Below are 25,070 nucleotides of genomic sequence, written 5' to 3'. Positions count from 1 at the left end.
CTACTTCTCTTTGCTTCGCCAAAGAGAAGTAGGCAAGAGAAAGGCGACCCCGATGCCTGCGCCCCCGGCTGCGCCGGGGGTGCCCTGCGGTGCTCGAAGAGCGGGCCCAGGCGCAAAACTCACTACGTTCGCTTCGCTCACTCCGTTCAGACAGTTGCGCCAAGTCAGAGCACGAGGCGCGCTGACGCGCGCGGGCCCGCTCTTCTGCGCTCCTCGGCTTGGCATAGGGGACCCCAACAGCCAACAGCCGAATACCGAACAGCCCGGACTTCAACTGTCGGCCCGAGACCCGGCGGGCAGCACCGATCAGCAACTCACTCACCCGACGCCACCAAATTCCCACTGTCCAGCACGCCGGCCGGATCGAAGTGGCGAACCATTGAAGCGATCGCCGCCAATCCCGCCGCGCCCTTCTCGGCCGGTAGGTAGGCCGCATGGTCCCGCCCCACTCCATGCTGGTGGCTGATCGTGCCGCCTTGCGCCACGATCGCCTCCGACACCGCCGCCTTCAAGGCCAGCCAGCGCGCCCGGCTCTCCTCGGCCGACGCGCCGATGCGGAACACGAAGGTTGAGTACACCGAAGACCCGCTGGCATACACATGCGAGAGATGGGTGTACGCATGGCAGCGCTCGCCGAAGCGAGCCAGCGCTTCACGGCCGGCTGATTCGATCGCCTCCACCATGGCTGTCGTGCCGCCCCAGGGAATGGCGGTCTCCATGGTGTCCACCATGTAGCCGGCCTCCCACAGCGCATTGCGCAGGTACACACCGGCAAAGCGCTTGGCCGCCCACTTCTTGCCCAGCAGTTGGCCGGTTGAAACGCCGCCGAAGCCGCGCAGCAGCTTGATGGCCTCGCGCTGCGCGGCGTTCACCTGGGCGGCCGTGCCCGTCAGGCCCACGAACAGCAGCACCTTGCCGTCGCCGCAGCCGCGCCACGCCAGGTAGCGCTCCAGCCAGGCGATCTGCCCGGCATGGCCGGCCAGGCGCAGCGTGGTGTCGGTTTCCACCGCATTGGCCAGGCGCAGCATCGAAAGCGGCACGCGTGCCTGGGCCAACTCGCGCACGGCGGCCAGGCCGGCTTCCCAGCTGGGCAGGAAGACGCCCAGGAAGCGCTCGCACTCGGGCAGGCGCTGCACGCGCACGGTCACGTCGGTCAGCACGCCGATGCGGCCCTCGCTGCCCAGCACCCATTCGCGCAGGTCCGGCCCGGCGGCGCTGGCCGGTAGCGGCGGGATGCTCAGTTCGCCGCCCGGCGTGAGCAGGCGGCCGCCGGCAAACCATTGCTCGGCGCGGCCGTAGCGCAGCGACTGCTGGCCCGAGCTGCGGGTGACCACCCAGCCGCCCAGCGAGGCGTACTCGAAGCTCTGCGGAAAGTGCCCGAGCGTGTAGCCCTGCGCGCGCAGCTGCGCCTCCAGGTCCGGGCCCAGCACGCCGGCCTGGAACTCGGCCAGCTGGGCCTCGCGGTTCAAGTGGGTCAGGGCGCGCAGGCGTGTGAGGTTCAGCGTCAGCACCGCGCGCGGCTCCTCGGTCGCCGGGCTCAGGTGGCCCACCACCGAGGTGGCGCCGCCGCAGGGAATCACCAGGAGCTTCTGCGCCGCCGCCCAGTCCAGCAGCTCGCGCACCTGCTCGCGGCTTTCGGGGAAGGCCACGCCGTCGCTGACGCGGCCGATGCGGCCGAAGCGCAGCGCGATCCAGTCGCCCAGGCTCTGGCCGTAGCTGCCGCGCAGGCGGGCCTCGGGGCTCCGGTCCACCAGCGGGTGTTCGGGCAGGCGGCTCACGGGGATCTGCGCGCACACCGCCTCCAACGTGGCGTCCTGCGGCGCCGGGCCGGTGCCGATGCGTTCCTGCAAAAACGCCAGCGCCTCGGGTGCCAGCGTGGCCACCACCCCGTCATCGCCCCAGCCGTTCCAACGCCGCATGCCCGCTCCTTCAAAAATGGAAGCGCATGCTAGACAGCGGGGCCGAATTAAGCTTGCGCGCCGCCGCCAAGGCGCTTTGTGAAATCGCGCCAAACCGCCCCCCGCGCCACATGCATCACGCCCCCGACCACAGCGCCGCCGAACTCGGCCTGCCGCCCCTCGCCCAGGCCCGGGTGGCCGCCGCCTACGCGCAGGCGGCGCTGGACGAGGCCACGGTGCTCGGCATCGAGCCCGGCGTGCCCGCCGGCGAGGACCTGCCGGTGCGCAGCTACATCGAGCTGCTGGAGCGCGGCGGCGCGGCCGTGCCGGACTTCGGCCTACGCGTGGGCGCGCGCATGAAGGCCAGCCATTTCGTCGCCTACGGCCATGTGCTGCTTTCCTGCGCGAGCTTTGGCGACGCCGTGCAGCAAACGCGCCGCTTCGAAGGCCTGGCGCACGAACTGGGCCGCAGCGAGCTGGTGCTGCAGGGGCAGGAGGCCGTCTACCTCTGGCATTGCCCCTGGCTGCACAACCTGCCCAGCCGGCAACTGCCCGAATCGGTGATGGCCAGCATCCTGGCCTTCACCGCCTGGCTGGCCGGCCGCCGCCTGGCCGTGCACGAACTCGCCTTCCCGCACCCCGAACCCGCCGACCCCGCGCTGCGCCGCCGCCTGGACGACTGGTTCGGCCTGCGCGTGAGCTACGGCGCACCGGTCACCCGCGCGCGCTTCGACGCGGCGCTGCTGCAGGAACCCATCCCCGGCGCCGACCCCGCCCTTTTCCCGCTGCTGGAGCAACGCGCCGCCCAGCTGCTGGCCGCGCGCCAGCAGGCCCTGGCCCAGCAAGCCCCCAGCGAAGCCGCCTGGCTGCAGGCCGTGCGCGCGCAGATCGCCGAACGCCTGGCCCAGGACGGCGCCCGCGTCGGCGAAGTGGCCGCGGCGTTGGCCGTCTCCCCCCGCACCCTGCAGCGCCGCCTGGCCGAGGCCGGCTCCAACTTTCAGGCCCTGCTGGACGCCACCCGCAAGGAGCTGGCCGCCCAGTACCTGCGCAACCCGGCGCTGAGCCTGACGGAGACGGCCTTTCTGCTCGGCTACGCGGAGCAGAGCAGCTTCAACCACGCGTTCCGGGCTTGGTTTGGGTGCACGCCGCAGCAGTGGCGTACGGCCGCGGTAGCGGGTTGAGAGCCGGCGCACCCATTCGAAAGTCCTCGTGAAGATTCAAATGCTTCGATTGGCCATCGCTGCCGTCTTGGTGCTGGCCTCCAAGGCCACACTCGCCCGCGAGTTCGAAAAAGACTTCGCCGTCTATCTTGCCGGAGAGGAAACGCTCGCCCGACTGGGCCCCCTTCCTCTGCCGCGCGCCTTGATTGCCAAGGCGATCGACCACGCGGCGCAACATGACGCCCGGGGCGTGGTCATCAAGCTGTTCCTGGACCAAGCAAGGTCCATGGAAGACGACCTTCCCCTTGCATCGAGCATGCGCAAACTGCCCGTCGCATTGCAGGCCCGCATCGACGACGCAGAAGCCGCACCCAACCCGTTCGAGGCCCGATTCGCATTGGCCGATACAAGCCTCCATGCGGCAATCAGCGGCACCCGGGGCTGGATTCCCACCCCAGTTCTTGCCAAGGAAGCGCATTCGATCTGCTTCGTGGACTTCGACGGCTTCCCGGTGCCCTTGCTTGAGCACTATGGCGGGCTGCCGGTGAAGTCCCTAGTGACCTGTGCCATTGAGATGGCAACGGATGAAAAGGTTCGAGTCAGCAACGGCCGCGCCTTCCATTTCGGCCAGGAACATCTGCGCGTCGACGACATGAACCAGTTCACCGACCGCAAGCGCTTTTCGGAGGCAGAGAACTTTCGCGAACTGGCCGATCTGATCGAAGGCCAGGTGTCTGCCCAACAGATCGCAGGGCGCGTGATCATCATTGGGTACGACAGTTCAGACATGGCCACGGTCAGCACGCCGACCAGGCCACTGCGCTTGCACCGCGCATTCGCCGCGTACCTGAAAACGATCTACGAGGACTTGCGGTAAGTGGCGAGATCGAAGGGTCGCTGGTGTCAGCCTTGCCTCTCGCCCATAAGGGCCTGATCAGCCTGCATCCACCAGTGCCAGCCGCTGCGCAGCAAGGGGCTTGACCTTGCGAATCACCGCCTTAGCCCTTTGCTCGGCCGCCCACAGGTCATAGGCCGCCTGCATCCCGAGCCAGATATCGGCCCGGCCACCATGCTCCACGCCCAGCCAGCGCTCCAGCCGCAGCGCCATTTCGGGGGACACGGCTGCCGCGCCGTTGAGTACGCGCGAAAGCGTGGCGCGGGTGACACCCAGCGCCTGGGCGGTTTCGGTCACCGTCAGGCCCAGGGCGGGCTGCAGGTCGTCGCGCAGCGTCAGCCCAGGGTGAGGAGGGGTCATGCATCCTGCTCGTGTCATGGGCTTCACTCAGCTCGCAAGCTGCTGGCGCCACCCGCACGACGTCGCTCAAGCTCTACCACGCGCTTGCTCCCGTACCAACGGAACAGCCAACTTGAGGCGAGCAGGCTCACCGAAAAGGAGAAGAGCAGCCGCCCCACGATCCCCAGCGTGGACCCATTGCCGCCCGATCCGAGATACCGGCTGAGGTCGACCGACACACCCATGACTCCAGTTGTCACAAGCCAGGTGCAGAGCAACAGAGTCATCAACAACAATGCGTTGGCTCGCCAAGCAAAGCTGTCCGCTTCCTTCCGATCGGGCGCACGACCATGCCGGCGCACAAAAAGCTCTGCGGCGAAAAAGCTCCCTGCCAGGGTCATGGGCAACCAGAAAGCGCTGCGCGTCCGCAGCCCGAAAAGCTCCGTCGCACCGGCCACCATGACAGCGACAGCGACTGCAGCCGCCAGGAAGTGAAAGGCCGACCGCACACTGCTTGGCTGCACGTCTCCCTCACGAGCCGAAGGGATCGCGGCCGTGACAGGCTCAGCGCTCGCCGCTTCCGCTGGCTGGGTCTCTTGCCAGCCCTTTGCGTCTTTCCAGTCTTGCAACTTTTTCAGGGCGGCGACCTTCTTGGGTGAGGCATTCGGCGCCAGTGCGCTTCGCCGCGCGGACAAACCAAAGAAATGGCGCACACCGAGAAACGTCAGCACGCCAGCCATTCCCAGGAAGGTCAACAACAACTGCAATCCGGAGGAGTCCCGAAAAAGCCAGCTCAATTGGTAGCCCATTGCAGAGCGAGACCCACGCAGTACCGGCAGTGCAGCCGCCAGCAAACCAAGCTGCGAGACCACAGCCATCCCTGCGAACCTGCGGACCTCGCTTGCACTCGGGTCACGGCGCTGGCTGCGCGCAAATGCGCGTCCAGCCACGCTTGCCGCCAATGCCACGCAAACTGACAACAGGAGCAAGCACCCCAGGATGCCGAACGGCGCTGCAAAGAGTCCAACGATCAAGAGCGCTGCCAGATTGATCGCCACGAACCGACTGAATGCGCCTGACATTGACCTTCCCGCTCCAAAAGGGCGGCAGGATAGTCGTGCACGGGGGGGCTTCAATCAAAGGGCCTTGGTGACCTCTCGGAAATCCGGTTCTTCCTCACAAGCCTCCACGCTGAACCCCAGCCCCTTCACCAACTTCAGCATCGCCGTGTTGGCCTTCAGCACCAGGCCGTCCAGACGCTCCAGCCCCTGCTCGCGCGCCACGGCGAACAGCGACTCCATCAGGCGCGAGCCCAGGCCCTGGCCGGCGAAGGCGTCGGCGATCAGCAGGGAGAACTCGGCGCTGCGGCCGTCGGGGTGGGTGGTGTAGCGGGCCACGCCGGCGATCTGTTCGTCGGCGTCGGGTGCGGCGCGGTGCAGGGCCAGCAGGGCCATCTCGCGTTCGTAGTCGATCAGCGTGAAGCGCGCCAGCATCTTGGGCGGCAGTTGCGTCAGCGTGGCGGCGAAGCGGTTGTAGCGGCTCTCCGGCGAGAGGCCGGCCACCAGGGCCTGCAGGCGTTCGGCGTCGTCGGGCTGGATGGCGCGCACCTGGCACAGGCGGCCGTCGCGCAGCGCCACGGTGTGCGCCAGTTGCACCGGGAAGGGCTTGATGGCGAGGTGCCGGTAGGCCGCGCCCACCGGGGCGGTGGGCTCGGCCGCCAGCACGATGCGGGCGTCCACGGCCACGCAGCCCTGCTCGTCGGCCAGCACGGGGTTGATGTCCATCTCGCGCAGCTGCGGCAGCTCGCAGGCCATTTCGGACACGCGCATCAGCAGGGCTTCGAGCGCGTCCATCTGCACGGCGTTGGCGCCGCGCCAGGGGCCGAGCAGCTTGGCCACGCGGGCGCGCTCGATGAGCTGGCGGGCCAGGAAGCGGTTCAGCGGCGGCAGCTCCATGGCGCGGTCGTTGATCAGCTCCACCAGGGTGCCGCCGGCGCCGAACACGATCACCGGGCCGAAGGGCGGCTCAAACACCAGGCCGATGTGCAGCTCGCGCGCCTGGCGGGTGCGGGCCATGGGCTGCACGGTGACGCCCAGCTCCTTCAGCTGCGGGGCGTGCTGGCGCACGCGCGTGAGCAGCAGCTCGAAGCCGTCGCGCACGGCCAGGGCGTTGCGCAGGTCCAGCAGCACGCCCTCGACATCGCTCTTGTGGGTGATGCCCTCGTCGTCGATCTTCAGCGCCACCGGGAAGCCGATCTGCGTGGCGATCATCATGGCCTCGTGCGCGCTGCGGGCCTTGAGCGTGCCGGTGACCGGGATGCGGAAGGCCGCCAGCAGGGCCTTGCTTTCCATCTCGGTGAGCAGGCTGCGGCGCTGCGCCAGCACGGTGTCGATCAGCAGGCGCGCGCCGTCCAAATCGGGTGCGGGCAAGGGTGAGAGGGGGGCGGGCACCTGCTCCAGCAGGTGCTGGTTGCGGTGGTAGCTGGCCAGGTGGGCCAGCGCGCCCACGGCGGCCTCGGGGGTGCGGAAGCTGGGGACGCCGGCCGCGCCCAGCTGGGTGCGCGCCTCGGCCGCCACGCCCTCGCCCATCCAGCAGGCCAGCAGGGGCTTTTCCAGCTCGGGGCGCAGTTGCAGCAGGGCCTCGGCGCAGGCCGCGCCGGGGCTGCCGGGCAGCGGGGCGTGCAGGGCCAGCACGGCGTCGGTGTCGGGCCGGTTCTGCAGGGCACGCACCGCCTCGCGGTACTGGTCCGGCCCGCCATCCGGGCTGAGGTCGTGCAGGGCGCTGACCTGCAGGCCGACGCGCTCGGCCCAGTCGGCCGCCAGCACGGCCGCGCCGCCGCCGTTGCTGACCAGGCCCAAGCCGTGTTCGACGGTGCGGCCGCGCCGCCCCAGCACACCCAGGGCCTTGGCGGCGGCAAAGAGCTCGGCCGAGGCCTGCACCCGCACCGCGCCGGCACGGCGCAGGGCGGCGTCGAACACCTCGTCGCGCCCGGCCAGGGCGCCGCTGTGGGTTTGCGCCACGCGTTGGCCTTCATCGCGCCGGCCGGTCTTCAGCACCAGCACCGGCTTGGCGTGGGCGGCCAGGCGCAGGGCGCTCATGAAGGGCCGCGCCGCGCTCAGGCCTTCCAGGTGCAGCACGATGGAATGGGTGTGCGGGTCGGCGGCCAGGTACATCAGCAGATCGGCCAGGTCCACACCCGGGTGCGGGCCCAGGGCCACCACACTGGAAAAGCCCACGCCACTGGCGTTGGCACCTTCCAGCAAGGCGGCGCAGAGCGAGCCCGATTGCGAGAGCACCGCCAGGCCGCCCGGCCGCACCAGCGGGCCGATGAGGCTGGCGTTCAGGCCCAGGCGCGGGTTCTGCAGGCCGCTGCAATTCGGGCCGAGCAGGGGCAGGCCTTCGCGCGCGGCGATCTCGTGCAACTGGCGCGCCAGGGCCACATCCAAATGGCTGCCCAGGATCAGCGCGCTGCGGCAGCCGATGCGGCTGGCCAGCTCCAGCGCGCCGGCCAGCTCACCCGGCGGCAGGGCCAGGACGGCCAGATCGGCGCGGGCCTGGGCCAGCTCGGCCAGGGTGCCGCTGCGCTGCACGTCCAGCAGCGTGAACTCGCCCTCGAAGCGCTGCGCCTTCAGGTGCGCCAGCAGCAGCTCGGCCGCCGGGCTGCGCTGGCCCTCGGGGCTGGTCAGCACCACCAGCGAACGCGGTGCCATCAAGGGAGTGAGCGGATGGGGATTCATCAAGCCTCCACGAGGACACGCAGATGCGCCGCCGCGCTGCGCGCCAGTGCGGAAAGCGAATAGCCGCCCTCCAGGCAGGAAACGATACGCCCGCCGCAGCTCGCTTGCGCCTGCGCGAGCAGCTGCTGGCTCAGCCACAGGTAATCGGCCTCGCTCCAGCCCAGATTGCCCATGTCGTCCTCGCGGTGGGCGTCGAAGCCGGCCGAGACGACGATCAGCTCCGGCGCGAAGCGCGCCAGTGCGGGCAGCCAGTGCGTTTCGATGGCCGCACGCATGGCCGGCCCGCCGCTGCGCGCGGGCAGTGGGGCCAGCACCACGTTGGCGGCCGGCGGGCTGGCATCGCGGAAGGGAAAGAGATCGGCCTGGTAGCTGGAGCACAGCAGCACGCGCTCATCACCGGCCCAGATGTCCTCGCTGCCATCGCCGTGGTGCACGTCAAAGTCCACCAGGGCCACCCGCTGCAGGCCGTGCTCGCTGAGCGCCTGGGCCACCGCCACGCTGGCGTTGTTGAAGAAGCAAAAGCCGCTGCCACCATGCCGGCCGGCGTGATGGCCGGGGGGGCGCACGGCGCAGAAGGCGTTCGGCGCCTGCCCGCTCAGCACCAGGTCCACCGCGTGTGCGGCAGCGCCGGCGGCGCGGCGCGCGGCGCGCAGGGTGAAGGGGTTGACGAGGGTGTCGGCGTCCAGGCGCGCATAGCCCTCGGTGGGGATCAAGTCCTGCAGGCGGTAGAGCCAAGCGGCGTCGTGCACGCGCAGCAGCTGGGCATCGGTGGCCTCGGGGGCGTCCACCGGCTGCACGCAGTCCAGCAAGCCCTTGATGAGCAGGTGATCATTCAGCGCCGCCAGCCGCTCCGGGCACTCCGGGTGGTCGGGGCCCATCACGTGGCGCTCGCAGTCGGGGTGGGAGAGGTAGGCGGTCAGCATGGTGAGCCCATTCTTGACCTTGCTGCATTGCACCAAACTGACAGAGGACGTGGGAATGAGCGCACAAGATGCCTTGGATCAAGCCGCCGCCTGCGTGCGCGAGGCGGACTTGCTGGTGGTGGCCGCCGGCGCCGGCATGGGGGTGGATTCCGGCCTGCCGGACTTCCGCGGCAACGAGGGCTTCTGGAAGGTTTACCCCGCGTTGCGCGGCCACAGCTTTGTGGAGACGGCCAACCCGCGCGGCTTTGCGCAAGACCCGGCGCGCGCCTGGGGCTTTTACGGCCACCGCCTGGCGCTGTACCGGCGCACGCAACCGCACGCGGGCTTTGGCCTGCTGCGGCAGTGGGGGGAGCGCCTGCCGCTCGGCGTGACGGTGTTCACCTCGAATGTGGACGGGCAGTTCCAGCGCGCCGGCTTCGACGAGGTTTACGAGTGCCACGGCTCGATCCACCACCTGCAATGCACGACACCCTGCGGCGAGGCGATCTGGCCCGCCGAAGGCTTCGAGCCGCTGCTGGACGAGACCGATTGCCGGCTGCTGAACGAGCCACCGCGCTGCCCCTGGTGTGGCGCGCTGGCGCGGCCCAACATCCTGATGTTTGGCGACGGCGCCTGGCTGGATGCGCGCAGCGCCCAGCAGCAGCTGCGGCTGGAAGCGCGGCTGCGCGAGGCGCGGCGCATGGTGGTGGTGGAGCTGGGCGCCGGCACCGCCGTGCCCTCCGTGCGGCATTTCAGCGAGACCCTGGTGCATCGGCGCGGGGCGCGGCTGGTGCGCATCAACCCGCGCGAGCCGCAGGTGCCGCCCGGGCAGATCGGCCTGGCCTGCGGGGCCTTGGAAGGCTTGAGCCGCCTGCAGCCCTGAGCGCGCTTTCGCTGCGCCTCAGGCCACTGCCTGCGGCCGGGGCGAACGGCCCAGCAGCCAGCGCCCCAAGGCACCGCGCCGCACGCCCATCTCGAAGCTCAGCAGGCCGATGGTCAGCGTGGCCAGCACGGCCAGCGGCAGCTTGATGAAGCCCGGCCAGGGCTGGTCCATCCAGGCGAACTGCAGCGCGAACAGCACCGGCAGGTGCACCAGGTAGATCCAGTAGGAGGCGTCGGCCAGGTGGCGCAGCAGCGCATGGCTGCAGTTCAGCAGGCGCTGGCCCAGGCCCAGCAGCGCCAGGGTCAGCCACACGCTGGCGCAGGCAGACGCTAGGCCCATCAGTAGCCCGGCCTGGGCCCGCACGGGCCAGAGCAGCAGCAGGAATGCCGCACAAGCCAGACCCCCGGCGGCCAGCAGAAGGCCGAGCACGCGCGCCCGCATCAACGCCGCCAGATGCGGGCCGGCGAGATAACCGAAGACGAAGAAGCCGCCATAGCTGACGAGGGCCCAGAACTGCGGCAGCAGGCTCTCCGGGGCCGGATGCGGCGCGCTGACGCTGGCCAGCGCCGGCGCCAGCAGCAAGGGCAGCCCGAGCAGCCAGGCGCGCAGCGGCAGGCGTTGCAGCCACGCGGCCACAGCAGGCGCCAGCAGCTGGCGTGCCACCCAGATCAGGAGCGTGAACAGCAGCAGGTAGTACAGGAACCACAGATGCCCGGTGCCCGGCGGCGGCAGCGGCTGGCCGCTCGCCTGGGCCTCGCGCAGCCAGCGCAGCAGCGGGGACGGCTGCTGCACATGGATCACCGCCTGCTGCACCACTGCGCCCATCACAAGGTGCAGCAGGGGCACGCCCAGCAGCAAGGGCACCAGCAGGCGGCGGGCGCGGTCGCGCATCAGGCCGCCCAGGCCGCGCCGCGCCAGGGTGTGCGCCGCAAAGTAGCCCGCCAGCACGAAGAACAGGGGCACGCGCACCAGGTGCAGCGGCCACAGCACGGCGTCCAGCCACGGCAGCTGCGCGGCATCGGCCGTGGGGAAGAAGGGCTGCATCAGCGGGCTGTGCGCCAGTGCGGCGTGGAACAGCACGCCCGCCAGCATGGCGAGCGCGCGCAGGTTGTCCAGCGCCAGGTTGCGCGGGGGCATGGTTAGAAAAAGGCCTGCTTGCGTAGGTGGCGCCAGCCCGCATAGGCCAGCAGGGCCAGGCTGCCCAGCCCCTGCAGCGCCAGGATGCTCAGGGCCTGCCAGCTCCACACCACCGTGTCGCCCTGCCAGTGGCGGGCGATGTCGGGGATCTGGCTCAGGCCGGCCATGAAGGGGTTGATCAGCGCCGAGCTAGCGATCATGGCGAAGATGTTCCAGCCCTCCGACTCCACCTGCAGGGCCACGCACAGCGCCACGCAGTAGGCCAGCAGCAGATGGCCGCACAGCAGCAGCACCAGGGTCAGCAGGCCGTCGGGCACGGGCGTCCAAAGCGTGACGGCCACCGCGCCGGCGGCCAGCAGCCCGAAGGGCACGCCGAAGGTCACCAGATTGCTCACCAGCTTGGCGAGGTAGAAGTCCAGCGGCGCCACCGGCAGGCTCATCACGAAGGCCAGGGTCTTTTCCTTGCGCTCGTTCAGCACCGAAGTGCTGATGGCGAAGCAGGACACCGCCACCATCACGATGATGAGCAACAGCGAGCCCAGGTAGAAGCTCCAGCGCGTGGCGTGCCCGATCAGCGCCAGCGCCAGCAGACCCGCCGCGACATAGGCCGCCAGCTGCTTCTCGAACAGCTGCCAGTCCTTTACGACTAGGGCCCGGATGGCCGGGAGGTTGAGCGAGGCCTTCATGCGAGGGCTCCTTGGGCTGGCGTGGGTCGGCGCACGGTGGTGACGAAGATTTCTTCCAAGCTCATGAGCTCGCACTGGTGCGGCTGCAGGCCTTCGGCAATCAGGCGCTCTAGCAGGGCCTCACTGTGCTGGCTCACACGCAGCTCCAGCAGCGCCCCATTGCGGCGCAGCTGCGCCACCTCGGGCCAAGCGGCCACGTGTTCGCCCAGGGCCCCCTGGCCCACGATGCGGCGCCAGCTGCTGAGGTAGCTCTCGCGGTCCTCGCAGGCCAGCAGGCGGCCGGCGTGCAGGAAGCCGATCGCATCGGCCAAGCGTTCCACCTCCGCCGTCTGGTGCGAGGAGAACACCACGGTGCGGCGCTCGTCCTGCAGCACATCGGCCAGGGCCTCCAGCACCTCGGCGCGCGCCACCGGGTCCAGCCCGGTGGTGGGTTCGTCCAGCAGCAGCAGGCGCGGGCGGCGCGCCAGGGTGAGCAGCAGCAGGGCCTTGACGCGCTGACCATGCGAGCAGCCCACGAGCTTCTGCTCGGCACGCAGGTCAAAGCGCTGCAGCAGGTGCGTGGCATAGGCCGCGTCCCAGCCCGGGTACAGGCTGCGCATGAAGTCCATGTGCCAGGCCAGGGTCTGCGTGCCGTAGAGGCGCATGTCCTCGCTTGCCAGGCCGAGCTGCTGCTTCACGCGCACCTGCTCCGCCGGCATGGGCAGGCCCAGCACCTCGATCTGCCCGGCATCCGGCAGCGTGAGCCCGGCCAGCAGGCGCAGCAAGGTGGTCTTGCCTGCCCCATTGACGCCGATCAGCCCCAGGATCTGCCCCTCGGGCAGGTCCAGATCCAGCGGCCCGAGGGCAAAGGGCGCATAGCGCTTGCACACGCCCTGCAGGGAAATGGCCAGGGTCATGAGGGGTCTCCTTCGGGTTGGCGCTCGGTGATCAGTTGCTGCAGCTCCTGCGCTGTGCAGCCCAGGCGCCCGGCCGTGGCCCAGAGGGCGTCGATCTGCCCCAGCAGCTCGTTGCGCAGGTGGGCGCGGGTCGGGTCGGTGCTTTCAGCCACCAAGGAGCCCTTGCCGTGGCGGGTGACGATCACCCCGGCGTGCTCCAGCTCCAGGTAGGCCCGCTTCACGGTGATGACGCTGACGCCATTGGCCGCCGCCAGCTCGCGGATCGAAGGCAACGCGCTGCCTGGCAGCCAGTCCCCCGCCAGCACCTTGGCGGTGACCTGGTCCACGATCTGCCGGTACATCGGCGTCGCGGAGGTGGTGGAAAGAAACAGCTGGGCGCTCACCGGATCGACTACTGTGCATATGCGACATACACAGTATATACAGCTGAGCCTTGGAGACCTGCACACCGCGCCCCGATGCCCACCGCTGGGCCGGCATCACTCACACCCGTGAGCGCCACCGCCACCCTTGGTCCGGCGCCAGAGGCGTCGCTATCGAAGCTTCAGACGTTGGCAACGCAACCGGCCCGCGCAGCGGGCCAGCTTGGACATATTGCGAACAGGCGCTGGGGCTCAGCGCCATGGACCGCAGGGAGCGCTTTAGGCGAGCACGTCCGTGCGTTCAGCCCAAAGTCACCATGGCATCACCCCCTGCATGCCAGCGCCGCCCATCGGCGCGCACCAGCAAGGCCTCCACACCCGCCGGCAACAGGCTGGGATCGGGGCCGCGCAGCATCAGCGCGGTGCCCAGTCCGTTCAGCGCCGCCACGTCACGCCCCAGCAGGCTGACGCCGTGCACGCCAACACTGGGCCAGCCGCTGCGGGGGTCCAGGATGTGGTGGTAGCGGCGCCCGCCCTGCTCGAAGCAGCGCTCGTAGTCGCCCGAAGAGACCACCCAACCGCCATCGGCGAGCGGGACGCTGCCCAGAAGCTGCTGCGGCTGCAGCGGGTCGCGCAGGCCTACCTGCCAGGCGTGGCCCTGGTTCTGGCCGATGGCAAAGATGTCGCCACCGCCGTCGATGAGTGCATGGCGCACCCCGGCACGCTGCAGCACCGCCATGCCCGCGGCCAGGATGGGGAGCTTGGCGATGCCACCCAGATCCAGGCGCATGCCCGGACGGTTCAGCAGCACCTGCGCGCCGTCGATCTCGATGGCGCGCCAATCCACCGCGCGGCGCTGCACGGCCAGGCGCTCGGCCGGTGGCAGGCTCTGGGCACCATCGAAACGCCAGTCGCTGTAGGCGCCCACCGTCACATCGAAGGCACCGCCGCTGCGCTCCGAAACCCGCTTGGCCTGCTGCAGCAACTCGCGCAGCTCGGCCGGCACGACCAGCGGGCGCCGACCCGCCTGGGCCGCCAGCGCGGCCACCGGGTTGTCGCCGCGGTACCGGCTCAGCAGGGCTTCCAGGCGCGCCATCTCGGCCCAGGCCGCTGCCATCGGCGCGGCCAGGTCGGCCAGCTCGGAGGCAGAACCCGGCAGCAGCAGGCTCACGCGCGTGCCCATCAGCACGCGCTGCTCGCGCCGCATCTCAGCGGCGCGCAGCGCCGCCTGCGTGGCCGGGGCCAGCAGGCTCAGTGCAACGGCACCGAAGACACCAAAACCGCGGCGCGAGAGCATCGTCTTCACTTCGATTGGTTGACCATGTAGTCGACCGCGGCCTTGACCTGTTCATCGGTCAGCGAGGCACCGCCGCCACGGGCCGGCATTGCGCCCTTGGCGCCGTTGAAGCCCTCAATCGCGTGCTTGTAAAGGGTGTCATTGCCCTGGGCGATGCGCGGGCCCCAGTCGGACTTGTCGCCCGGCTTCGGTGCGCCGGCCACGCCGGCGCTATGGCAGAGCGCGCAGGTCTTGTTGAAGACGGACTTGCCGAGCTCGTTGTCCGCCGCCGGGGCCGGTGCGGGCGCAGGGGCGGCGGCAGGGGCTGGCGTGGCGGCCGGTGCGGCCGGGGCCGCGGCCTGCTCTTGCTTGCCGCAGGCGCTGAGTGCGGCGGCAGCGACGAGGGCCAGCAGGCTGGCGCTCAGGAACTTGTTCATGGGGTCTCCCACAGCGGTTGCATTGCGGGCGATTCTGGGCAGCCTCTGGGGAGCAGGCCATGAAGTGGGTCAAGAAAGCCCCAGCTGCGCGCGTCTTGAACTGGTTCAAGGCGCTCAAGGGCCAAGGAGCGAAGCATGCGTACCCAAGTTGCCCCCCATCGTGGGGCCCGCCCAACCGATCCTGACCCCCACCCAAGGTGACACCATGACTGACAAGAAGACTGAATCGCTGCAAGAAGCCACGCCGGAGTTGGGGCGTCGCCGCTTCTTCAACACCACCGCGCTGGTGGGTCTGGCCGGCCTGGCCGCCTGCACGGAAAAGCCCGCCAGCGGCGGAGCACCTGCCGCCTCGGCGCCGGCCGCCGGCAGCCATGGCGCGGCCAATGCCAGCCACCTCAAGCCGGGCGAGCTGGACACCTATTACGGCCTGTGGAGCGGTGGCCACACCGGCGACATGCGCGTGCTCGGCCTGCCCTCGGGCCGCGAGCTGCTGCGCATCCCCTGCTTCGTGCCGGACGCGCTGGTGGGCTGGGGCCACACCAACGAGTCCAAGAAGATCATGGGCACGAAGGCCGACGGCAACCTGCGCTACTCGGTGGGTGACACCCACCACACCCACGCCTCCTACAAGGACGGCAACTACGACGGCCGCTACGCCTGGATCAACGACAAGATCAACAGCCGCATCGCGCGCATCCGTCTGGACTACTTCGTCTGCGACAAGATCACCCAGCTGCCCAATGTGCAGGGCTTCCACGGCATCTTCCCGGACAAGCGCGACCCGGTGGACCCGGCCATCAACTACACCACCCGCGTGTTCTGCGGCGGTGAGTTCAGCATCCCCCTGCCCAACGCCGGCACCGACGACGCCAAGCAGTACCACTCGCTCTTCAGCTGCGTGGACGCCGAAACGATGGAGCTGCGCTGGCAGGTCATGATCGACGGCAACTGCGACCTCGTGGCCACCAGCTACGACGGCAAGCTGGCCGCGACCAATCAGTACAACACCGAGATGGGCGCCAAGTACGAGGACATGATGTCCGCTGAGCGCGACGCCTGCGTGTTCTTCAACATCGCCCGCATCGAAGAGGCCGTCAAGGCCGGCAAGTTCAAGACCATCGGCAGCTCCAAAGTGCCGGTGGTGGACGGCACCCGTGCCGCCAATGGCGACGCCAAGAGCGCGCTGACCGCCTACGTGAGCGTGCCCAAGAACCCGCACGGCGTGAACGCCAGCCCGGACCAGAAGTACTTCATCTGCGCCGGCAAGCTCTCGCCCACCGCCACCGTGATCGAACTGAGCAAGGTGCTGGAGTGGTTCGACGGCAAACTGGAGAAGCTGGACGGCGCCATTGCCGCCGAAGTGGAACTGGGCCTGGGGCCCTTGCACACCGCCTTCGACGGCCGCGGCAATGCCTACACCACCCTGTTCCTGGACAGCCAGGTGGTGAAGTGGAATGTGGACAAGGCGATCGCCTTCCACAAGGGTGACAAGAACGCCAAGTACGTGGTGGACCGCATCGACGTGCACTACCAGCCCGGCCACATCAACGCCTCGCAGAGCGAGACCGTGGCGGCCGACGGCAAGTACCTGGCGGTGGGCTGCAAGTTCTCCAAGGACCGCTTCCTGCCCGTGGGGCCGCTGCATGCCGAGAACGAGCAGCTGATCGACATCAGCGGCGAGAAGATGGTGCTGATGGCCGACCACCCGGTGCGCGGCGAGCCGCACGACTTCATCATCTTCAAGCGCGAGCTGCTCAAGCCCAAGCAGGTCTACAACCTGGACGACTTCCCGCTCGCCGTGAAAGACCCGAAGGAATCGGGCGTCACGCGCAATGGCAAGAAGGTCACGGTGAAGATGACCTCGCAGGCCCCGGCCTTCAGCCTGCGCGAGTTCAAGGTCAAGAAGGGCGACGAGGTCACGCTGATCCTGACCAACCTCGACAAGGTGGAAGACCTGACGCACGGCTTCGCCATCCCGGGCCACAACGTCAACTTCATCGTCAACCCGCAGGAGACCGCTTCGGTCACCTTCACGGCCGGTGACCCGGGCGTGTACTGGTGCTACTGCACGCACTTCTGTCACGCACTCCACTTGGAGATGCGAACCCGCATGATTGTTGAGGCGTAAGCCAATCAGGGAGCAGCGGCTGTGCCGACTCGAGACCGGTGCAGCTGCTCAAAAACGATGCCGGTAATGCACTTCATCGCGGCCCTGGTGGCCGCGTTTTTTCTTCTGCTCGGGTCGGCCTTCGGCCAGGCCTATGAGGCCAAGCTGCCGGACGACCTGGGCAGCTTTCCCGCGCTGTGCGAGCGGGTGGATTGCCATGCCGTCTTCCCCGGCGCCACGCGCTTTTCGGCGCGCAAGGGCCAGCCGCCGTTCGTGGAGGCCTACGACGCGCAGGACCAGCTGCTGGGCTACGTGATGCTCTCCACCGACATCACCGACACGCCCGCCTACTCGGGCAAGCCGGTGGTGACGCTGATCGGCATGGACAAGGCCGGCCGCTTCGTCGGCTTCAAGGTGCTGAAGCACTCCGAGCCCATCCTGCTGCTGGGCATCCCCGAATCGGCGCTCACCAAATTCCACGACCAGTACAAGGGCCACAGCGTGGCCGAGAACCTGGAGGTGGGCGGCGGCGGCAGCGGCGCCACGCATCTGGACGCGATCTCGGGCGCCACCGTCACGGTCATTGCGCAGAACCAGGTCATCACCACCGCCGGCCAGGCCGTGGCCGCGCAGGTCGGCATCCTGCCGCCCACCGTGCGTGAACCGGCGCGCTTTGCCAAGAGTGGCAAGACGCCGAGCTGGGCCGAGTTGGTGGACGAGGGCGCGGTGCAGCGCCTGGTGGTGACGCCACAGCAGGTGGGCCTGCCCCCCGGCCCGGAGCCCTTCATCGAGCTGTGGTTCGGCAGCCTGGACCACCCCGAAATCGGCGCGGCGCTGCTGGGCAAAGCCGGCTTCGAGTCGCTGCGCAGCCGGCTGAAAGAACACGAGCACGCGCTCTTCATCGTGCGCACCGCCGGCCAGGAGAGCTTCAAGGGCTCGGGCTTCGTGCGCGGCGGCATCTACGACCGCATCCAGATCAAGCAGGGCCGCGACCTCTTCACCTTCCGCGACACCGATTACCTGAACCTCTATGCGCTGGAGGCGCCGGGCGCGCCCGAGTACAGCGAGGCGGCGATCTTCATCCTGCGCTCCAAGGCCTTCTCGGCTGCCCACCCCTGGAAGCTGAACTTCCTGGGCAACCGCGTGGACCGCGCCACCGGCCAGCGCAGCTTCGCCAACTTCGAGCAGCGCTACTGGCTGAGTGACGCCCGCCTGGAAGGCGGCCGCCCGCAGATCGAGGAAGAGACGGCGCCCTGGAAGAAGGCCTGGGCCGCACGGCCCGGCGCGCTGCTGGGCTTCATCGCCCTGCTGCTGGCCACCGCCCTCGTCTACTCGCAGCGCGAGCGGCTCACACGCCTCTCGACCCACAAAAACAAGTGGCCGGTCAATGCCTTCAAGTACACGGCCTGGGCGCTGTCGATCGTCTTTGTCGGTTTCGGCCTGCTGGCCCAGCCGTCGATCACCCAGGTGCTGACCTGGTTCCACTCGCTGCTGTTCCAGTGGCAGTGGGAGCTGTTCCTCTCCGACCCGTTCATCTTCGTGTTCTGGGTCTTCATCATCGTCACCACCTTCGTCTGGGGCCGCGGCCTGTTCTGCGGCTGGCTCTGCCCCTTCGGCTCGCTGCAGGAGGGGCTGTACAAGCTGGCCGGCCTGTTGGGCCTCAAGAAGCTGCAACGCGCGCTGCCCAAGCCTTTGCACGACCAGCTGAAGAACCTCAAGTACGGGATCTTCTTCGGCCTCTTCGGCGTGTCCCTCGTCTCGATGACGCTGGCCGAGATGCTGGCCGAGGTGGAGCCCTTCAAGACCACCTTCCTGGTGGGCGTGATGAACCGCAGCTGGCCCTATGGCCTGTTCGTGGCGCTGATCCTGGGCGTGGCGATCTTCATCGAGCGGCCCTACTGCAAGTACGTCTGCCCGCTGGGCGGCGCGCTGGCCCTGCCCTCCACCTTCCGTTGGTTCGGGCTGCGCCGCAAGGCGGAGTGCAATTCCTGCAAGGCCTGCGCCAAGGGCTGCGGCTCGCTGGCGATTGACGCCGCGGGGCGCATCGACCACCGCGAGTGCCTGCACTGCCTGGATTGCATGGTGCTCTACACCGACACCCACGCCTGCCCTCCGCTGGCCAAGGAGCGCAAGCAGCGCGAGCGCGAGGGCCAGCCGCTGACGGCCATCGACCGCCAGGGCTACTTCATCCCCATCGTGCCGGTGGAGCCGTTGCGCACCATCCCCCCCGCGAAGGACCCGCGCGCCGCCACCGAACCCGTGGCACCGCCGCACCTGGCGCGCGAGTTCAGCCTGGCCTGGTTGATTGCCGAAGCGCGCCACCATCTTTCGCCCTGGAGCGTGGACGGCTGGCGCTCGGCCAAGGCCCTGCAGATCGCCGGCATCGGCCTGGCCGTGGCCGCCACCCTGGCCTGGGTGTTCGCCTGGCAAAGCAAGCTCTCCGCCGCCGCGGTGGTGGGCTGGTGGATCGGCTGGAGCGTCTACGAAGTGCTGCTGCGCAAGCAAGGCATGAGCTTCGTCAAGGACGGCCCGTGGTGGAAGGCGCAATATCGCCAAGCGGGATGGATGGACATGGTGGCCTACGTGGGATTCAAGAACTTGCTGATCGGTGCCGGGCTGTATCTCAGCCTGCAGGCGCTGGGGAGGCTGGTGCCGTGAAGCCCCCTTCTGCTGGCCTTGCGGCTGGCTTATTGCATTGCTTTGCGTTGCAGCCCGCAGGGGGCTCTCACAACAAGCTGCTAGCCGCAGCAGCGCTGCTGATGGCCGTCAACCTCCAAGCCGCCACCCTGCGAGTACGAGCAGGCGAAGACCTCCAAGCCACCCTGGACCGCGCCGCCCCCGGCGACGTGGTGGAACTCGAACGCGCCAGCTACCCAGGCAACTTCGAGATCACCAAACCGATGACGCTGCGCGGCATCGAGCGCCCGTTGCTCAGCGGCGGCGGCAAGGGCCACACGCTGAAGATCAATGCGCCGGATGTCACCGTCGAAGGCCTGCGCATCACCGACTCGGGTGATTCGCTGGTGGACCAGAACGCCGGCGTGCTCGTTGCTCCCGGCGCGCACCGCGCCGTCATCCAGCACTGCGCGCTCTCCTACAACCTGTTCGGGCTGTGGATCGAGAAGGCCGACGATGTGCGCGTCGAGCGCAACAACATCACCGGCAAGCGCGACCTGAACTCGCCGCAGCGTGGCAATGGCATCCAGCTCTACAACACGCACGGCGCGCGCATCCTGCACAACGAGATCAGCTTCGTGCGCGACGCGCTGTACGTGGACGTCTCGCACGACGCCGTGTTTCGTGGCAACAAGCTGCATCACAGCCGCTACGGCACGCATTACATGAACAGCTACCGCAACCTCTGGGAGGGCAACGAGAGCTACCGCAACCGCGGCGGCCTGGCCCTGATGGAGGTGCGCGACAACGTGGTGCGCAACAACCTGACCTGGGGCAACAGCGACCACGGAATCATGCTGCGCACGCTGCAAGACTCCGTCGTCGAAGGCAATGTGATCGCCGGCAATGCGCGCGGCTTCTTCATCTACGACGTCGAGTACGCCACGCTGCGGAACAACCTGGTGATCGACAACCAGGTCGGCGTGCACCTGGCCGCCCTCTCCACCCGCAACAAGGTGCAGGGCAATGATTTCATCGGCAACCGCGAGCAGGTGAAGTACGTGGGCGCCCGCGACGAGGCCTGGGGCGGCGGCAAGGCCGAGGGCAACCACTACAGCAATTACCTGGGCTGGGACCGCAACGCCGACGGCGTGGGCGACTTGCCCTACGAGGCCAACGACCTGGTGGACCGCCTGAGCTGGCGCCACCCCACGCTGAAGCTGCTGATGGCCAGCCCCTCGGTGCAGGCCCTGCGCCTGGTTTCGCAGCAATTCCCGGTGCTGCGCGCGCCCTCGGTGGTGGACGCCCACCCGCGCATGCAGCCCCGCAACGCCCAATGGAGAGACTGGTTTGGACGCCGCTTCATCAACAGTACCGCCCGCTGAACCCATCGTTCTGGCCGGCGTTCGCAAGGCCTTCGGGCCGCTGCAGGCCGTGGCCGGCGTGGACCTGCGCGTGCCGCGCGGCGAGTTGTTCGGCCTGATCGGCCACAACGGCGCGGGCAAGAGCACGCTGTTCCGCATCATGCTGGGCCTGACCGACGCCGACAGCGGACGCGTGGAGGTGGCCGGCGTGGCCGTGGGCGGCCCGCAATGGCGCGAGGCGCGCCGGCGCATCGGCTACCTGCCCGAGCAGCTGGCGCTTTACGAAAGCTTAAGCGGCCGCGAGACCCTGGCCTTCTTCGCCAAGCTCAAGGGCGCGCCGCGTGCGCAGATCGAGCAGCTGCTGGAGCTGGTGGGCCTTGGCCACGCCGCCGAGAGGGCGGTGCGCACGTACTCCAAGGGCATGCGCCAGCGCCTGGGCCTGGCCCAGGCCCTGCTGGGCGACCCGCAGGTGCTGTTCCTGGACGAACCCACCAATGGCCTGGACCCGCAGGCGATCAAAGAGTTCTACGAGCTGCTCGGTGCGTTGGGCGCGCGTGGCACCACCATCCTGATCACCTCGCACATCCTGGCCGAGCTGCAGCAGCGTGTAGACCGTCTCGCCATCCTGGCCAATGGCAAGGTGGTGGCGCAGGGCAGCGTGCAGGCCCTGCGCGAGCAGCTGGCCCTGCCGCTGACGCTGACCCTGCGCGGCACGCCCGAGCTGCTGCAGGCCGCCCGCGAGGCCGCGGGCGACTGCGCGCGCGCCCTGCTGTTGCCCGAGGCCCTGCAGCTGCACTGCGAGCGCCACCGCAAGATGGAGCTGCTGGCGCGTCTGGCACCGCTGGCCGGGCGTCTGGCGGATCTGGAGATCACCGAGCCCTCGCTGGAAGACCTGTACTTCGGGGTGGCGGCATGAAGGCCGCTCTCCTCGCGGCGGAGGCCCTCCAGGCCGCTGCACCCGCGCTTCCGGAGCCCCGCCCCATGCACGCCCCCATCCTCACCCTGGCCGCCAAGGAACTGAAGGAACGCCTGCGCAACCGCTGGGTGCTGGCAGTGGCCGCGGTGTTCACGCTGTTCTCGCTGCTCATCACCTACTTCGGCGCGGCGCAGCAGGGGCAGGTGGGCGCGCAGTCGCTGGGCTACACCATCACCTCGCTGGTCAGCCTGGTGATCTACCTGCTGCCGCTGATCGCCCTGCTGCTGGGCTTTGACGCCATCTGCGGCGAGCGCGAGCGCGGCTCGCTGGAACTGCTGCTGGCCCACCCGCTCACACGCGTGGAGCTGCTGCTGGGCAAGTACCTGGGCCTGGCCGCCGCACTCTCCATTTCCACCTGCGCCGGCTTCCTGCTCGTGGGCGTGCTGCTGGCGCGCCAGTTCGGTGCCGCCGCCACCTTCATGCACTACGGCGGCTTCGTGCTCAGCGCCACCCTGCTCGGCCTGGCCTTCCTGAGCCTGGCCCTGCTGGTCTCGGTGCTGGCGCGCGAACGCACGCGCGCCTCGGGTCTGGCCATCGTGCTGTGGTTCTTCTTCGTGCTGGTGTTCGACCTGGCGCTGCTGGGCCTGCTGGTGGGCAGCGGTGGCCAGTGGGCCGGTGACTGGTTCGCCTGGCTGCTGCTGCTCAATCCCGCGGACGTGTTCCGCATCTTCAATGTGTTCTCGCTCGACCAGGTCGGCGGCTTGTTCGGCCTGGGTGCGCTGGTGCCTCCGGCCTTCGGCAACAGCCTGCTGATGGGTGGCGTGCTGCTCGGCTGGATCACCCTGCCGCTGGGCCTGGCGATCTGGAGGTTCAAGCCATGACTTCATTGATGACGCGCCGGCGCGGCCTGTGCTGCCTGGCCTGCCTGCCTCTCTTCAGCGCCTGCGGCCAGCAGGCCGCCCGCACCAGCGGCCCGCAGGAGATCCAGGCCGGCACCAGCTGCGATCTGGACGGCATGCTGCTGGCCGACTACCCAGGGCCGAAGGCCCAGATCCACTACCAGGACCGCCCCGAGCCGCAGTTCCTGTGTGACACGGTAGAGATGTTCAGCCTGCTGCTCAAGCCCGAGCAGCTGCGCCCCGTGCGCGCCGTGTACGTGCAGGACATGGGCAAGGCCGATTGGGAGCACCCGGTGGGGCAGTGGATCGATGCCAAGCAGGCCTTCTTCGTGCGCGGGAGCAAACGCCGCGGCTCAATGGGCCCCACGCTGGCCAGCTTCGCCCAACGCGCCGATGCCGAGGCCTTCGTCAAGCAATGGGGCGGCTCGGTGCACGCGTTTGCGCAGGTCACGGTGGAGATGGTGGACCTGAGCGGCGGCGCGCTGCACGACACGCGCATGTGATGCGCCGCCGTCTGCTCGCCGTAGCGGCGCTGGGGGGGCTGGGCGTGCTTGCTGCGCGTGCCTGGCCGGGCCGCGCCCCGGCAGCGCCGCCGGATCTGGGCGCCGAGCTTTGCGTCAGCGCCCCACCCTTCCCCTACGAACCAGCCAGCGGGCTGGCCGCTGAGGCTCCGCGCCCGGTGCCGCCGGAGGCTCGCTGCCCCGTCTGCGGCATGTACCCGGCGCGTGCGCCGCGCTGGGCCGCGCAGGCGCATTTCGACGATGGCGCCGCCTTGTTTTTCGACTCCCCGCTGATGCTGATGCTCTGGCTGCAGGCCGTGCCTCGCCACAGCCCGGGCCGGCGGGCCGACGAGGTGCGTGCGCTCTGGGTACAGGACCATCTGAGCGGCGAGTGGCTGCCCGCCCAGACCGCGCATTACGTCGCCGGTTCGGGCGCACTGGGGCCCATGCGCAACGGCAATCTGCCGCCCTTCGCCAGTGCCGCCGCCGCCCAGGCCTTCGCGCGCCAGCGCGGCGGCCAGGTGCTGGGCTTTGAGGCGGCACGCGCGCCCGAGCGCCTGCGGGCGCTGGACACGCGCAGCCACCGCCACGCCGCATGAAGCGCCGGCACTTGCTGCAGGCCCTGCCCGCGCTGGGCCTGGCACCCGCAGCGCGGGCCGGCGACCAAGGGCCTTGGCTGCTGTGCGACCAAGAGCTGCTGCAGCTGCAGCCGGAGACTTTGCAGGTGCTGCAGCGCCACGCCCTGCCCTGGCGGCCGGAGCTGCCCGCACAGCGCCAGGGTGAGACGGTCTGGCTGGCGCGCCGCAGCGGCGAGCTACTGGCCCTGGACCTGCGCCGCGGCACGCAGCGCCAGCAGCAGCTGGAGGGCGAGCTGCAGCAGCTGCTGCCCAGCGCCGATGGCGTCTGGCTGCTGGCCGCCAGCGCACAAGTGCTGCAGCTGATCGACACCGCCACGCTGCGTGAGGCAGCGCGCCACAGCAGCCCCGGTGCCCTGCTGCCCGCCCTGGCCCTGCCCGCGCGCCGCAGCCTGCTGCTGGCCCCACGCGAACGCGCGGAGCTGTGGGAGCTTTACCTCGACCCCGGCGCCGAAGATTTCTACGAAGGCCTGGTGCACGATTTCCGCTTTGGCGAGGGCGTGCCCACGCGCGGCTTTCTCGGTCGACGCCGCATGGCGCTGCCCGCGCCCGTGCAGGCACTCTGGCAGCACCCGGCGCATTTCCATGTGGCCCTGCTGCAGGCGCCGCAGCAGCTGCAAATGTTCAACCTGGACGCCCGCCGCCCGGCCGGACGCCTGACGCTGCAGGCCGCCCCACAGGCCGCCTGCAGCTGGCAATGGCAGGGCCAGCCGGTGCTGGTACTGGGCGTGGGCCACACGCTGCAGTTGGTCTCGTTCGAACGCGCCGAAGGCTTGTGGCAGCAAGCGCTCGGCCGGCCCAGCGAGCCCATCACCCAACTGCTCGGCAACGAGGAGGCCCTGTTCGTGCAAGTTGGCACGCGCCTGCTGCGCCTGGACGCGGGCTTGCAGCCGCAGGCCGAACAGGCGCTGCCGGGCATCGACGCGCTGCACCGGGTGGGCACGCAGCTGTGGGCACGCAGCGCCGTGGGCTGGACCCAGCTGGACGCGCACAGCCTGCGCCCCTTGGGCGTACGCGCGTGCGCTCAACCCGCCAGCCAGCTGCTCGGTTGACAGGGCTTGCCCCCTGCGGGTGAGGGTCAACGGGGCGCTTCCACCGCCGTTGTCGGACCCATGCCGTGCTGCACGGCCGCTCCCTCCGGCTCGGAGCCCCTCAGAGCCCAGTCCACCCAAGGTGATTCGATGTCCAAGACCCTGCTGCTTTCGATGCTGATGACTGTTTCGACCGGTGTCGCCCTGGCCCAGACCAGCCCCGCGGCAGCCACGCCGGCCACGAGCCCGGTCGCAGCCACGACCACCACCGCGCCCGCCGCGCCTGCAGCACCGGCCGCCACCACCGCCCCGGCCACCAAGGCCACGGCTGCGGCACCGGCCGCCAGCGCTGCCGCCACCGCGGCCCCTGCCGCAGCCGCAGCCCCCGCGGCAC

The 25,070-nt window shown here is 69.4% G+C and carries 23 protein-coding genes; 12 read left to right on the top strand and 11 right to left on the bottom strand.

Annotated elements, in window-relative coordinates; genetic code table 11:
- Positions 1 to 314: 314 nt before the first annotated feature.
- Positions 315 to 1,919, bottom strand: coding sequence for an FAD-binding oxidoreductase (locus I7X39_RS16225; protein WP_198112211.1), 1,605 nt, complete (start codon positions 1,917 to 1,919; stop codon positions 315 to 317).
- 110 nt (positions 1,920 to 2,029) lie between these two features.
- Here I7X39_RS16225 and I7X39_RS16220 point away from each other — a divergent pair, with 110 nt between their 5' ends.
- Both I7X39_RS16220 and I7X39_RS16215 read left to right on the top strand, forming a co-directional pair.
- Positions 2,030 to 3,079: an AraC family transcriptional regulator gene (locus I7X39_RS16220; protein WP_198112210.1), complete on the top strand. Its 1,050-nt coding sequence runs from the start codon at positions 2,030 to 2,032 to the stop codon at positions 3,077 to 3,079.
- A 40-nt stretch (positions 3,080 to 3,119) separates the two neighbouring features.
- Entirely contained in the window at positions 3,120 to 3,935 is an 816-nt protein-coding gene (locus I7X39_RS16215; protein WP_198112209.1) for a CHASE2 domain-containing protein, read from the top strand.
- A 57-nt stretch (positions 3,936 to 3,992) separates the two neighbouring features.
- Here the strand turns inward: I7X39_RS16215 and I7X39_RS16210 are convergent, their stop codons facing one another.
- The 4 genes from I7X39_RS16210 to I7X39_RS16195 form a co-directional block, all read right to left on the bottom strand.
- On the bottom strand, positions 3,993 to 4,313 hold the full coding sequence (locus I7X39_RS16210) for a HigA family addiction module antitoxin (protein ID WP_232352001.1): 321 nt from the start codon (positions 4,311 to 4,313) through the stop codon (positions 3,993 to 3,995).
- A gap of 23 nt (positions 4,314 to 4,336) precedes the next feature.
- Positions 4,337 to 5,350 (bottom strand): ABZJ_00895 family protein, encoded by a 1,014-nt coding sequence (locus I7X39_RS16205; RefSeq protein WP_198112207.1) that lies wholly within the window; start codon positions 5,348 to 5,350, stop codon positions 4,337 to 4,339.
- A gap of 78 nt (positions 5,351 to 5,428) precedes the next feature.
- Positions 5,429 to 8,029 (bottom strand): bifunctional acetate--CoA ligase family protein/GNAT family N-acetyltransferase, encoded by a 2,601-nt coding sequence (locus I7X39_RS16200; protein WP_198112206.1) that lies wholly within the window; start codon positions 8,027 to 8,029, stop codon positions 5,429 to 5,431.
- Positions 8,029 to 8,952 (bottom strand): histone deacetylase family protein, encoded by a 924-nt coding sequence (locus tag I7X39_RS16195; RefSeq protein WP_198112205.1) that lies wholly within the window; start codon positions 8,950 to 8,952, stop codon positions 8,029 to 8,031. Before I7X39_RS16195 ends, I7X39_RS16200 begins: the two co-directional genes overlap by 1 nt.
- Before the next feature lie 55 nt (positions 8,953 to 9,007).
- Between I7X39_RS16195 and I7X39_RS16190 the strand changes: the two genes are divergently transcribed.
- Positions 9,008 to 9,814 carry an SIR2 family NAD-dependent protein deacylase gene (locus I7X39_RS16190; RefSeq protein ID WP_198112204.1) on the top strand — a complete coding sequence of 269 codons (807 nt, stop codon included), beginning with the start codon at positions 9,008 to 9,010 and terminating at the stop codon, positions 9,812 to 9,814.
- Between the two features lie 18 nt (positions 9,815 to 9,832).
- Here the strand turns inward: I7X39_RS16190 and I7X39_RS16185 are convergent, their stop codons facing one another.
- From I7X39_RS16185 to I7X39_RS16160, 6 genes are all read right to left on the bottom strand, one after another.
- Complete coding sequence (locus I7X39_RS16185; RefSeq protein WP_198112203.1) at positions 9,833 to 10,951, bottom strand: acyltransferase family protein; 1,119 nt, start codon at positions 10,949 to 10,951, stop codon at positions 9,833 to 9,835.
- A 2-nt stretch (positions 10,952 to 10,953) separates the two neighbouring features.
- Complete coding sequence (locus I7X39_RS16180; protein ID WP_198112202.1) at positions 10,954 to 11,637, bottom strand: ABC-2 transporter permease; 684 nt, start codon at positions 11,635 to 11,637, stop codon at positions 10,954 to 10,956.
- The gene (locus I7X39_RS16175) at positions 11,634 to 12,533 is read right to left on the bottom strand and encodes an ATP-binding cassette domain-containing protein (protein ID WP_198112201.1); all 900 of its coding nucleotides are present in this window, start codon (positions 12,531 to 12,533) and stop codon (positions 11,634 to 11,636) included. Before I7X39_RS16175 ends, I7X39_RS16180 begins: the two co-directional genes overlap by 4 nt.
- Complete coding sequence (locus I7X39_RS16170) at positions 12,530 to 12,916, bottom strand: GntR family transcriptional regulator (RefSeq protein WP_310739937.1); 387 nt, start codon at positions 12,914 to 12,916, stop codon at positions 12,530 to 12,532. The genes I7X39_RS16175 and I7X39_RS16170 overlap by 4 nt, the downstream gene beginning before the upstream one ends.
- A gap of 280 nt (positions 12,917 to 13,196) precedes the next feature.
- Positions 13,197 to 14,192 (bottom strand): FAD:protein FMN transferase, encoded by a 996-nt coding sequence (locus I7X39_RS16165; RefSeq protein WP_198112200.1) that lies wholly within the window; start codon positions 14,190 to 14,192, stop codon positions 13,197 to 13,199.
- A gap of 5 nt (positions 14,193 to 14,197) precedes the next feature.
- Positions 14,198 to 14,608: a c-type cytochrome gene (locus tag I7X39_RS16160; RefSeq protein ID WP_198112199.1), complete on the bottom strand. Its 411-nt coding sequence runs from the start codon at positions 14,606 to 14,608 to the stop codon at positions 14,198 to 14,200.
- Positions 14,609 to 14,813: 205 nt separating this feature from the next.
- On the opposite strand from I7X39_RS16160, the gene nosZ reads away from it, so the two are divergent.
- The 9 genes from nosZ to I7X39_RS16115 form a co-directional block, all read left to right on the top strand.
- Positions 14,814 to 16,736, top strand: coding sequence for a TAT-dependent nitrous-oxide reductase (gene nosZ, locus I7X39_RS16155; RefSeq protein ID WP_198112198.1), 1,923 nt, complete (start codon positions 14,814 to 14,816; stop codon positions 16,734 to 16,736).
- A gap of 57 nt (positions 16,737 to 16,793) precedes the next feature.
- A complete protein-coding gene (locus I7X39_RS16150; RefSeq protein WP_198112197.1) occupies positions 16,794 to 19,373 on the top strand; it encodes a NosR/NirI family protein in 2,580 nt (859 codons plus the stop codon).
- Positions 19,374 to 19,474: 101 nt separating this feature from the next.
- Complete coding sequence (locus tag I7X39_RS16145) at positions 19,475 to 20,716, top strand: nitrous oxide reductase family maturation protein NosD (RefSeq protein ID WP_198112196.1); 1,242 nt, start codon at positions 19,475 to 19,477, stop codon at positions 20,714 to 20,716.
- The gene (locus I7X39_RS16140) at positions 20,682 to 21,611 is read left to right on the top strand and encodes an ABC transporter ATP-binding protein (RefSeq protein WP_198112195.1); all 930 of its coding nucleotides are present in this window, start codon (positions 20,682 to 20,684) and stop codon (positions 21,609 to 21,611) included. Before I7X39_RS16145 ends, I7X39_RS16140 begins: the two co-directional genes overlap by 35 nt.
- 65 nt (positions 21,612 to 21,676) lie before the next feature.
- On the top strand, positions 21,677 to 22,492 hold the full coding sequence (locus tag I7X39_RS16135; protein ID WP_198112194.1) for an ABC transporter permease: 816 nt from the start codon (positions 21,677 to 21,679) through the stop codon (positions 22,490 to 22,492).
- Positions 22,489 to 23,013 (top strand): nitrous oxide reductase accessory protein NosL, encoded by a 525-nt coding sequence (locus tag I7X39_RS16130; RefSeq protein ID WP_198112193.1) that lies wholly within the window; start codon positions 22,489 to 22,491, stop codon positions 23,011 to 23,013. The genes I7X39_RS16135 and I7X39_RS16130 overlap by 4 nt, the downstream gene beginning before the upstream one ends.
- Positions 23,013 to 23,609: a nitrous oxide reductase accessory protein NosL gene (locus I7X39_RS16125; RefSeq protein ID WP_198112192.1), complete on the top strand. Its 597-nt coding sequence runs from the start codon at positions 23,013 to 23,015 to the stop codon at positions 23,607 to 23,609. The genes I7X39_RS16130 and I7X39_RS16125 overlap by 1 nt, the downstream gene beginning before the upstream one ends.
- The gene (locus I7X39_RS16120) at positions 23,606 to 24,697 is read left to right on the top strand and encodes a hypothetical protein (protein ID WP_198112191.1); all 1,092 of its coding nucleotides are present in this window, start codon (positions 23,606 to 23,608) and stop codon (positions 24,695 to 24,697) included. Before I7X39_RS16125 ends, I7X39_RS16120 begins: the two co-directional genes overlap by 4 nt.
- Before the next feature lie 129 nt (positions 24,698 to 24,826).
- A partial coding sequence (locus tag I7X39_RS16115; RefSeq protein ID WP_198112190.1) for a hypothetical protein occupies positions 24,827 to 25,070 on the top strand: 244 nt, incomplete at its 3' end.

This window comes from Inhella proteolytica (assembly GCF_016093275.1).
In the GTDB taxonomy this organism is placed as follows: domain Bacteria; phylum Pseudomonadota; class Gammaproteobacteria; order Burkholderiales; family Burkholderiaceae_C; genus Inhella; species Inhella proteolytica.
This window is presented reverse-complemented; position numbering and strand designations above follow the sequence as displayed.